Raw genomic sequence first — 10,415 nt, forward strand, 5'->3', positions numbered from 1 at the left:
CGTTGTTCAGTGTCGCGCCGCTTAGCTACAGGATTCCCCGATGGCAGACCAGCGCGCCAAATTGACGTGGACCGAAGATCAGATCCCGGTCTCGGATCGCTTCGACGACCCTTATTACTCGTTGCAGAACGGGCTGGAAGAGACGCGCCATGTGTTTCTGGCGGGAAATGATTTGCCTGCGCGGTTTACGCCAGGGTTTCACATTGCCGAGTTGGGTTTTGGCACCGGCCTGAACCTGCTGTCGGCCTGGTCAGAATGGGAGGCATCCGGCCAGAAAGGGCCATTGCGTTTTACCAGTTTCGAAGCCTTTCCCATGGCCGCGGAAGACATGCAACGTGCGCTTGAGTCCTTTCCTGAATTGCATCCGTGGAGCAGCCGGTTTCTGGCGCATTGGACGGGGCGCACATGTACATTGGAGTCGCTTCAGTTTGAGGTGGTGATCGGCGACGGGCGCGAGGCATTGCCGAACTGGGAGGGTATGGCAGATGCCTGGTTTCTCGACGGCTTTTCACCGGCCAAGAACCCTGAATTGTGGGGTGCGGACCTGATGCAGGAAGTGGCAAACCACACTGCCACGGGGGGGACGGCGGCCACGTATACGGCCGCTGGTTTTGTGCGCCGGGCGCTTGAGGGTGCCGGTTTCAACGTTACCCGCACGCCCGGCTATGGCCGCAAGCGGCACATGACGCGGGCACACAAGGCATGACCCAGAAGAACAATGTAGGCGCGGGCATCGTCTTGATGGTGGGCGCGACGATTGTCTTTGCCCTGCAGGACGGTATCTCGCGCCATCTGGCCGGAACCTACAACACCTACATGGTGGTCATGATCCGCTATTGGTTCTTTGCGGCTTTCGTCATCGCTCTGGCTGCGCGGGCCCCAGGTGGGTTGAAGGCGGCCACAAAGACCAATCAGTTGGGTTTGCAGATTGTGCGGGGCGTGTTGCTGGCTGCCGAAATATGCATCGCGGTGTTCGGGTTTACGGTCCTTGGCCTGATCGACAGTATGGCTGTCTTCATCTGCTATCCTTTGCTTGTCGCCGCGCTGAGCGGGCCGGTTCTGGGTGAAAATGTCGGATGGCGGCGGTGGGTCGCGATCGGCGTAGGATGCATCGGAGTTCTGATCATTCTGCAACCGGGTGCCGGGGTCTTTAACCCGTGGGCTGTCATACCTTTGATCTCTGCGTTTCTGTTTGCGATCTATGGTCTTTTGACGCGATATGTCGCCCGTCAGGACAGCGCGGCGACCAGCTTTTTCTGGACCGGTGTCGCCGGTGCCGTGGCGATGACCGTGTTTGGCATGTGGTTCTGGGAGCCGATGGCGCGCGGCGACTGGCTCTGGATGGCGCTGCTTTGCGTCAGCGGGGTATTCGGGCACTGGTTGCTGATCAAGTGTTATGAGATGGCCGAAGCCAGTGCGGTTCAACCCTTTGCATATTTCCACCTGGTTTGGAGCGCGATCCTGGGAATTTCGATCTTTGGTGAAACGTTGCGCCCCGAAGTCGTGGCGGGCGCAACCATCGTCGTGGCCGCAGGCCTGTTCACCTTATGGCGCGAACGCCGCCAGAGATGAACCGATCAGTTCCTGCGAAAAAGGAATCGGAAGGGCGGCCTGCCCCAGGCGGGCACGGTAGACAGGCAGGCTTTCGGTCACGCGCATAACGTAGTTCCGCGTTTCGCTGAACGGGATCGTCTCGATCCAGTCGACGATATCAACCTCGCCAGCGCGCGGATCACCATAGCGTTCCATCCACGAGATCGGTCGTCTTGGCCCGGCGTTATACCCCGCGGCCATCATCACCACGTTGCCGTTGAAATCGGCCGCCAGACCGGAAAGGTAGTTGGCCCCAAGCTTTGCGTTGTATTTCCAGTCGGTGGTCAATCGCCCGGTTTGATGGCCGCCGAGAATGCCCAACTCACCTGCAACCAGCTTGGCCGTGGCGGGCATTACCTGCATCAGACCGCGCGCTCCTGCACCGCTGACAACAACCGGGTCGAACTCGCTTTCGCGGCGCGCGATGGCCAGTGTCATTTCCTTTGCCATAGGCAATCGCATATCGGCCACCGGGTGAACCGGGTAATAGGCCGCAGGAAGGACAGTACCGTTGGTCGCCGCCCGTTTGGCGATCATTACGGCCAGATGCGGTTGTTGCAGTTCAATCACCAGATCGCCCAGCTGACTGGCCTGCACTGGATCAAGGCCTTCGACCAGATGGGTCAGGAACCTTTCGGACAGGGTTGCTTCTCCGGCTTTCAGCTGTAGCAATCCGGCCTCTAAAACGCTGGAATCGGCAAACTCCGCCTGCCGCCAATGCGGTGCGCGACGCGGATTGGCAAGTTCCGAATCAAAGGGCCGCCCGATCCGTTCCGCAGCCAGCAGGCCGTAGAATGAGGTCTGGTAATCAGCCCCTATCGCGTAGGCGTCATACGCCTTTTCCGCGTCACCCAGTTCCGCGTAGGCGCGCCCAAGCCAATAGCCACCACGCCCTTTTGAAATCGGAGATTTGACCGCGTCCAAAAAATTCTGGAAATGGCGAACGGCCGTGGCTGGATCATTCAGCTTTCGAAGAGCCAGAAACCCGGCCAGCCACTCAAGATCGGCATAGCCGTATCCCATCTCAGGGGTCATGTGATGATTGGCGGCCACATCATATGCGCGCGCCGCACGGCCTGATCGCATCTCCAGCCGGGCAAGTCGGCGTCGTCCTTCGGCCCATTTGTCGGGCTCACCCAAGGCGTCAGGCCCGGTTGAACGCGCCAGCATCAGATCGACGGCGCTGTCATCCAGCTCTTTCTTGTCGCGCCAGACAAAACGGTCGAATGCCAGCCCCGGCGCATCTGCCAGAGACTTCGGAACTGCCGACACCTTGGTGTCCACGCCGGGTTGGCGTTTCTGCAACGCTATGCGCGCTTCTGCCAGTTTACGTTCGTCCGAACTGACCAAAGGCAACATCTGCCCGGCGCTCACAAGATGACCGTCCCACAACATTCTGTCCAACCGCGCTGCGTGATGCGGTTTCAGCAATGTGGCAAAGTTCTCCAGATAGCTTCTTTGCAAGCCCGAGCCCATTGGCATGGTGCGCCAGGCGGTCACAATGTCAGCCTCCGCCTCTCCGGTGCGTCCCTTGGCTTTCAGGGCAACGGCATAGTTCAATGCGCCCTCTGCTGTCTGAGGCGGCATGTCGGCGTAGAATTTCAAAACCCTGTCCGGATCGGCTCCGGTGAAAACAGGCTCGCTCTTGCGGCGCAGCCATGCCAGCCCGGGCCAGTCCGGGCGACGTTCAAGAAACACCAGTACGTCGCCAGAGCTGCCGAAGCCTTCGCGCAGCCAGTGCCAGACGATGATATCGCGCGATACGGAACCCCGCTGGCCGGATACGCGCAATGCGGCGTTCCAGTCGCCTTTGCGCATCTCGTTGAGCCCGGCGCGTAAATCAGCCGAAGCGTCTGCCTGCGCAGAGTGCGGTGCTGTCACCAAATACAGAATCACAGCAGTCAACAGTGCCAGAAAGCGTGTCATCCCTTGCATTTCCCAACCAACCGAGGATAGAGCCTGTGAGGATAAACCGTGTGTCGCCGGGATCAACTCACAAAGCTGGAAACGTGAGAGACCGCGGCGCAAAAACAGCAAAATGCACCTTGAAGGAGCGTGTCATGTTCAAAGGCTCGATGCCAGCCCTCGTCACCCCGTTCAACAACGGCGAGTTGGACCTGAAGACGCTCAAACATTTTGTGGATTGGCAGATATCCGAAGGTTCGACCGGGCTGGTGCCTGTCGGAACCACCGGCGAAAGCCCGACGCTCAGCCACGAAGAGCATGAAACGGTAATCGAAGAGGTTGTTAAAACGGCCGCGGGCCGCGTTCCGGTCATTGCCGGTGCCGGGTCGAACAACACGGTCGAAGCTGTCCGCTTCGTTCAATTCGCTGAAAAAGTCGGGGCGGATGCCGCGCTGGTCGTTACACCGTATTACAACAAACCGACTCAGCGCGGTCTGATCGCGCATTTCGAGGCTCTGCATGCGGCCGCGGATATCCCGATCATCATCTACAACATTCCGGGCCGTTCAGTCATTGATATGACGCCTGCCACAATGGGTGAACTGGCCAAGCTTCCCCGTATCGTCGGGGTCAAGGATGCAACGGGCGACCTGGCCCGTGTCAGCCAGCAGCGCGCTGCCTGTGGCGCAGATTTCTGCCAACTGTCCGGCGAAGACGCCACGGCCCTTGGGTTCAATGCCCATGGTGGTGTTGGCTGCATCTCGGTGACTGCAAACGTGGCACCCAAGCTCTGCGCCGAATTCCAGCAGGCCACGCTGGCTGGAGATTATGCAAAAGCGTTGGAGTATCAGGACAAACTGATGCCGCTGCATGAGGCGATCTTCATCGAGCCGGGTCTTGTCGGTGCCAAATATGCGCTCAGCAAACTGGGCCTTTGCAGCACCGAAGTCCGCTCCCCCCTGACTGAACTGGAAGACAGCACCAAGGATGCAATTGAGGCCGCAATGGCCCATGCTGGCCTGATCTGACTGGTATTTCAGAATACGACGAAGGGCGGCCTCGAACCTTGAGCGCCGCCCTCTTTTCGATGTATCCAGACTTCATCTGGCTAAAAATATCCCGGGGAAGTCGCGGCTTGCCGCGATTTGGGGCAGAGCCCCTCTACCGTTTCCCGTAGTAGAGCCCGACGACATGTTCGGCCTGCGCAAAAAACAACCAGCGCGACGTTGCCACGCCTGCCAGGTGGGATGCCACAGCCAACAGGGCGAATACGTGATTGAACGGCAATAGCAGAAGCAAAACCGGCAGTACAAAGGCCAGAACAAACGAGAATACCCGCAGTTTCTCTGCGTGTTTGCGACCCACCACGTGAACAAACTCCCGCAGTAGATAATTGGTTCCGGTATGCGGCGGCTCAAAGGCGCGGACGGAGCCGCGTGAGCCAAGCCCGGTGGCTGTTCCCAGATCCGTTCCCGATGATGCAAACGCCTGATCCCCCTTGCGCCAGTACAGGATCTGCACCAGCGCCGCGATCAGCAGCAGAGGTAGAGCTGCGCTTGTCTGACCAGCCAGCAATGCACCGCCGGCCAGGCTGAAGCTGAGGAACATGGCGGGTGTCAGGTTCATATTCCAGCGTGGGATGGTCTTGAGCTGCGTGTAGATCATCGAGGTCGTGAACACTGTGGCCAGCGACAGCACTGCGCCGATCCAACCCAGAAAACTCCAGCGTTGGTCAAGAAACACCACGCCAATCGCATAGAGTCCCATGATGACCAGCGCGAGTACGGCACACCAACCTTCACGGCTGAGCCAGCTGGTTTTCCATTGAGTGAAGGCCTTCAAGGCCCGTTCCGGATGGCCGAGGTGGAACGTCGAGGCCAAAAGCCCGCCGACGGCCAGACCATAGGCAATGGCGAAGAACACAAAAGCTATCCAACCCGAGACAGCCGGAAACCCCAGGCCAAGGAAGAACAGCAGTCCAAATCCCAGACCTGACAGGGTGGTGAACAGGATGACGGAGGGTGCGGGATGCATCAGAGTTTCTCCAACGTCTTGTCGAGCCAGCCGAGGAACCCTTTGGGCTCGTCGGCGATGGGTGCCAGCAGGGGGGCCAGTATGTCGATCTGGTCTTCCACTGTGTCCTTGGGGCGCGGGGGCAGGTATTTGTTGACGGGTTTGGTGCCCATCTCCGGCATCAAATCTATGCCGCCTCGTTCTGCAACCAGCTGGCTGACATCGCTGTCAGGGTCGCCCAGATCGCCAAAGTGCCTTGCGCCCGCAGGGCAGGTGCGAACACAGGAGGGGATACGGTCGACTTCTGGGAGGTTCTCGTTGTAGATGCGGTCAACACAAAGTGTGCATTTCTTCATCACGCCTTCGGCCACATCCAGCTCCCGCGCACCGTAGGGGCAGGACCAGGCGCACAGGCCGCATCCGATACAATCGATTTCATTGACCAACACGATGCCATCCTCGACCCGCTTGTAGCTGGCTCCGGTGGGGCAAACGGTAACGCAGGGCGCGTCTTCGCAATGCAGGCAGGATTTCGGGAAGTGGATCAGCTGGGCGTGCCCATCGGCAGGTTGCACTTCGTAGGAATGCACGCGGTTGAGGAAGGTGCCCGAAGGGTTTGCACCGTAGGCGTCCTGATCCGAAAGCGGGGCCCCGTAGTTTTCAGTGTTCCAGCCTTTACAGGAAATAACGCAGGCGTGGCAGCCAACACAGGTGTCCAGGTCGATGACCAGACCCATCTTGCGGTCGGTGGAGTTTGGTAGCTGGGTCATGTCAGTGAACCTCTGCTGTGGGGGGCAGGTGAGGGGGTCAGCCCCCTCTTGAGCCTGCGGCTCAATTCACCCCCGGGATATTTTTGGCCAGATGAAGTGCGGATCCGGGTCATTTACCCACCTTCCAGACCAGGTTCTTAGGGCCGGTTCCGACCGGAGATTGGATCGGGTCGAAACTCGGCTGGCTTTGCGCATCGGCGGGCGCGTCGGTTTTTTCGATTTTAACCTTCAGGTCGAACCATGCCGCCTGACCTGTGATCGGGTCCGAGTTGGCCCAGCGCATTCCATCTTCTTTGGACGGCAGCAATTCGTGAATCAGGTGGTTGAGCAGGAAGCCTTTGGTCGCCTCCGGCGCGTCGTTCTGCAAGGCCCAGGCACCTTTGCGTTTGCCGATTGCGTTCCACGTCCAGACCGTGTTGTCGTTCAGCGCGGCCATCTCCATCACAGGCACGGTGATCTCACCATGGGGGGAACTGACTTTTGCCCAGTCTCCGTCTTGCAGGTTGTGTTCTCGCATTAGTTTGGTCGGGACATAAAGCGGGTTGTGCCCGTGCAATTGGCGCAGCCAAGCGTTCTGTGTACCCCAACTGTGATACATGGCCATTGGGCGTTGGGTCAGGGCGTTGACGGTGAAGCCTTCATTGCCCTGCTGGTCGGTTTCGTACCAGATCGGCAGCGGATCCATGGTGTCCTTGATGCGCTGGCGCAGGTGCTCGGGCGGCTGGCGGTCTCCGTGACCTTCGGCAGCCAGCTGGAAACGGCGCATCGGTTCGGAATAGAGCTGGAACAGATAGGGCTGAGGGCTGTCATAGATGCCCATCCCGACGGCCCAGTCCTGATACGCGGTGTTCCACGGCTTGTAGTAATCCGCGCCTTTCGGGATATGCGCCAGATAAAACCCGCCGTTTTCGATATACTGGTTCAGCTGGTTCGGATTGACTTCGCCGCGGCCTTCCTTGTCGCCATCCGGACCCCGGAAGCCGGCCAGCGGGCCGATGCCGGGGCGTCGTTCGTGGTTGACGATGTAATCTGCGTAGTCTTTCCACTTTGGGCTGCCGTCTTCATTCGTGAAACCCGGCAAGCTCATGCGGTTGGCCAGTTCGATCAGAACCGACTGGAAGCCACGCACGTCGCGGTCGGGTTCGACCACCGGCCAGCGGATGGAATCTGCTGCGGCGTCGGCCTCGCAGATCGGGCGGTCCAGCAGAGAGATACAGTCGTGTCGCTCTAGATAGGTGGCGTCGGGCAGGATCAAGTCGGCATAAGCCACCATTTCCGAAGAATAGGCATCGGAGTAAATGATGCGCGGGATGACGTAATTGCCGTCTTCGGTTTTGGCCGTCAGCATCTCCATCACACCTTTGGTGTTCATGGATGAGTTCCACGACATGTTCGCCATATACATGAACAGCGTGTCGATCTTGTAGGGATCACCGGCAGCCGCGTTCGAGATCACCATATGCATCAACCCGTGCACGGACATCGGGTTTTCCCAGGTAAATGCCTTGTCGATGCGCTGAGGTGTACCGCAGTCGTCCAGCAGCAGGTCTTCGGGACCCCGTGGAAAGCCCAGATGCGGGCCGTTCAGCGGGCGCCCTGGTCGCCTGTCGCCATGGGGGGTCGGGTGCGCTTCAACTGGTTTGGGGTAGGGTGGCTTGAAGCGGAAACCGCCTGGCACCTCGACTGTTCCCAGCAGGATCTGAAGCACGTGCAGAGCGCGGCAGGTCTGGAATCCGTTGGCATGGGCCGAAATGCCCCGCATGGCGTGGAAGCTGACGGGACGACCAGTCATCTTGGTGTGCTTTTCACCCCGAAAATCAACCCATTCCTGATCCAGTTCGATCGCTTCGTCAAAGGCGACCCGGGCGATTTCGGCGGCAATAGCCCGGATACGTTGGGCGGGGATGCCACAGCGATCGGCCACCGCCTCGGGCGCGTGTTCGTCGCTGAGGTATTTCTCGGCCATCAGGTGGAAAACGGGACGGTGCGTCACACCGTCCTTGTCATAGGTCGCCGACAGGTCCGGGCGCACGCCGGGCTTGTCGAATGCGGTTGGCTTGCCCGTTTTGCGATCAATAACCAGCGGCTTGCCGTCCTCGTCGCGCAGGAACAGACCCTTTTCCGCACCCTCGCTAGCGTTCAACAGAACCGGCGCATTGGTATAGCGGCTCAGGTAATCCAGATCGATCTTGCCGGCTTTCATCAGCACGTGGATCAGCGACAAAATGAACAGCCCATCTGTTCCGGGTGTGATGCCGACCCAGTCATCGGCAACAGCGTTATAGCCCGAGCGGATAGGATTCACACCGATCATCCGTGCGCCGCGTGCCTTGATCTTGCCAATCCCCATTTTTATCGGGTTGCTGTCGTGATCCTCGGCCACGCCAAAGAGCATGAACAGTTTGGTGTGATCCCAGTCGGGCTGACCAAACTCCCAAAACGCGCCACCCATCGTGTAAATACCGCCGGCGGCCATGTTGACCGAGCAGAAGCCGCCATGGGCTGCATAGTTCGGAGTGCCGAAATTCTGGGCCCAGAAACTGGTGAAGCTCTGACTCTGGTCGCGGCCAGTGAAGAAGGCCAGCTTTTGCGGTGCGGTTTCATGCAGTTCGTTCAGCCAGCCAACAGCAGTGCTGAGCGCCTCGTCCCACTCGATTTCGCGAAATTCACCCGAGCCGCGTGGGCCGACACGCTTGAGCGGTTTGCGTAGGCGAGAGGGGGCGTTGACCTGCATAATCCCGGCAGAGCCCTTGGCACACAGCACACCCTTGTTGACCGGGTGGTCTCGGTTTCCTTCAATATAGGCAACCTTGCCGTCTTTCATGTGAACGTTGATGCCGCAGCGGCAGGCGCACATATAACAGGTGGTTTTGCGGACCTCGTCCGAAACTTTCGGAGACGTTTCAAGGATCGGCTGCTGATGGGTCATTGGCGGGTCCTGTCGGTTGTGTCGGGAGGACTGTGTCACTTTCCTTCCGGTTTGAGAACATCGTTCTGGAAACGACGCGAGTTCTGGGCATTATTCCCTGATAGCTTGCAGTGCGGTCACGGCGATCATCTGGGTCACATCTTCGGCGCTGCATCCGCGGGACAGGTCGTTGGCAGGCTGGGCCAGCCCCTGCAGAACCGGGCCGATCGCGGCGTAGCCACCCAGCCTTTGAGTGATCTTGTAGCCGATATTGCCGGCGTCGAGATTGGGAAAGACCATCACGTTGGCCTGACCGGCGACCGAAGATCCGGGCGATTTGCGATCCCCGACCGAGGGCACGAAGGCCGCGTCGAACTGAAGCTCGCCATCGACCTCGAGATCCGGGGAAATCTGGCGCAGTGTTTCGGTGGCTTCGATCACCTTGTCTACATCGGGATGGCTTGCGCTGCCCTTGGTCGAGAAGCTGAGCATGGCGATTTTGGGGTCAACCCTCAGCAGTGCCCGCGCCGACTTGGCCGAGGCGACGGCAATTTTGCTCAACTCGTCAGCGCTGGGATCGATGACCAGACCGCAGTCCGAATAGAGCATTGCCCGCGCTCCGGGCTGTGCGTTTTCCGGCGGGTACATCAGGAAAAAGGACGATACCATTCCTGCATCAGGGGCCATGCCGATCACCTGAATGGCCGCGCGTACAATGTTTCCGGTCGTGTGAACGGCGCCACCTACGGTTCCAGTGGCCCGCCCGCTGCGTACCAGCATGGCGGCATAGACAGGCGGTGTTTCAACGGCGGCACGGGCCTTGGTTGGATCGACGCCCTTGTGTTGGCGCAGTTCAAAATAGGTTCGGGCAAATTCCTCGGTCAGGTCCGAGGTCGCCGGGTCGTGAACCATGACGTTCTCAGAGGGAGCGGCATTCTGGTTTTTGAGGGCGGCTTCGACTTCGGCTTGTGGGCCGACCAGAATGACATCAGCCAGCCCGGTCTGCTGGGCGGCCAGCGCCCCCGCAACAACGCGGGGATCACTGCCTTCGCATAAAGAAATCACAGGGCGGGAGGCCGGGGCGTTCTGACGCAACAGCTCAATGGGTGTCATTGTCATACGCTCTGGCCTCGTCCTTTGATCAAGCTTCCTGATCTTTCATTTCGTCGGCTGAGATTCCGGCGACTGCGACGGGTTTTTTCATTGCGTCGCGGCGGAAGGGCTCG

General features: G+C 59.4%; 8 protein-coding genes. 3 read left to right on the plus strand and 5 right to left on the minus strand.

All coding sequences use genetic code 11. The features are described from left to right. Positions 1-40 precede the first annotated feature (40 nt). Both mnmC2 and AC2FJB_RS18180 read left to right on the plus strand, forming a co-directional pair. A complete protein-coding gene (gene mnmC2, locus AC2FJB_RS18175) occupies positions 41-706 on the plus strand; it encodes a tRNA (5-methylaminomethyl-2-thiouridine)(34)-methyltransferase MnmC2 (protein WP_496719734.1) in 666 nt (221 codons plus the stop codon). Continuing rightward, complete coding sequence (locus AC2FJB_RS18180) at positions 703-1,572, plus strand: DMT family transporter (RefSeq protein WP_299644225.1); 870 nt, start codon at positions 703-705, stop codon at positions 1,570-1,572. The genes mnmC2 and AC2FJB_RS18180 overlap by 4 nt, the downstream gene beginning before the upstream one ends. On the opposite strand, the gene AC2FJB_RS18185 is transcribed toward AC2FJB_RS18180, so the two are convergent. Continuing rightward, positions 1,546-3,519 carry a lytic transglycosylase domain-containing protein gene (locus AC2FJB_RS18185; RefSeq protein WP_496719731.1) on the minus strand — a complete coding sequence of 658 codons (1,974 nt, stop codon included), beginning with the start codon at positions 3,517-3,519 and terminating at the stop codon, positions 1,546-1,548. The two genes, AC2FJB_RS18180 and AC2FJB_RS18185, sit on opposite strands and share 27 nt — an antisense overlap. Positions 3,520-3,653: 134 nt before the next feature. Between AC2FJB_RS18185 and dapA the strand changes: the two genes are divergently transcribed. Next, complete coding sequence (gene dapA / locus AC2FJB_RS18190; protein ID WP_117872116.1) at positions 3,654-4,526, plus strand: 4-hydroxy-tetrahydrodipicolinate synthase; 873 nt, start codon at positions 3,654-3,656, stop codon at positions 4,524-4,526. 133 nt (positions 4,527-4,659) lie between these two features. Here the strand turns inward: dapA and AC2FJB_RS18195 are convergent, their stop codons facing one another. The 4 genes from AC2FJB_RS18195 to pta all read right to left on the minus strand — a co-directional run bounded on the left by AC2FJB_RS18195 (position 4,660) and on the right by pta (position 10,308). Continuing rightward, on the minus strand, positions 4,660-5,532 hold the full coding sequence (locus AC2FJB_RS18195; protein ID WP_496719729.1) for a dimethyl sulfoxide reductase anchor subunit family protein: 873 nt from the start codon (positions 5,530-5,532) through the stop codon (positions 4,660-4,662). Beyond that, positions 5,532-6,281 (minus strand): 4Fe-4S dicluster domain-containing protein, encoded by a 750-nt coding sequence (locus AC2FJB_RS18200; protein ID WP_496719727.1) that lies wholly within the window; start codon positions 6,279-6,281, stop codon positions 5,532-5,534. The genes AC2FJB_RS18195 and AC2FJB_RS18200 overlap by 1 nt, the downstream gene beginning before the upstream one ends. A 109-nt stretch (positions 6,282-6,390) precedes the next feature. Further along, positions 6,391-9,210 carry a molybdopterin oxidoreductase family protein gene (locus tag AC2FJB_RS18205; RefSeq protein WP_496719725.1) on the minus strand — a complete coding sequence of 940 codons (2,820 nt, stop codon included), beginning with the start codon at positions 9,208-9,210 and terminating at the stop codon, positions 6,391-6,393. A 90-nt stretch (positions 9,211-9,300) separates the two neighbouring features. Further along, positions 9,301-10,308 carry a phosphate acetyltransferase gene (gene pta, locus AC2FJB_RS18210; RefSeq protein ID WP_496719723.1) on the minus strand — a complete coding sequence of 336 codons (1,008 nt, stop codon included), beginning with the start codon at positions 10,306-10,308 and terminating at the stop codon, positions 9,301-9,303. Positions 10,309-10,415 lie beyond the last annotated feature (107 nt).

The organism is Ruegeria sp. CDSC085 (assembly GCF_059610465.1).

Bases quoted from the DNA above. Each gene is read 5' to 3' on its own strand.
- mnmC2 (WP_496719734.1), top strand. From the start codon at position 41: ATGGCAGACCAGCGCGCCAAATTGACGTGGACCGAAGATCAGATCCCG.
- AC2FJB_RS18180 (WP_299644225.1), top strand. From the start codon at position 703: ATGACCCAGAAGAACAATGTAGGCGCGGGCATCGTCTTGATGGTGGGC.
- AC2FJB_RS18185 (WP_496719731.1), bottom strand. From the start codon at position 3,519: ATGACACGCTTTCTGGCACTGTTGACTGCTGTGATTCTGTATTTGGTG.
- dapA (WP_117872116.1), top strand. From the start codon at position 3,654: ATGTTCAAAGGCTCGATGCCAGCCCTCGTCACCCCGTTCAACAACGGC.
- AC2FJB_RS18195 (WP_496719729.1), bottom strand. From the start codon at position 5,532: ATGCATCCCGCACCCTCCGTCATCCTGTTCACCACCCTGTCAGGTCTG.
- AC2FJB_RS18200 (WP_496719727.1), bottom strand. From the start codon at position 6,281: ATGACCCAGCTACCAAACTCCACCGACCGCAAGATGGGTCTGGTCATC.
- AC2FJB_RS18205 (WP_496719725.1), bottom strand. From the start codon at position 9,210: ATGACCCATCAGCAGCCGATCCTTGAAACGTCTCCGAAAGTTTCGGAC.
- pta (WP_496719723.1), bottom strand. From the start codon at position 10,308: ATGACAATGACACCCATTGAGCTGTTGCGTCAGAACGCCCCGGCCTCC.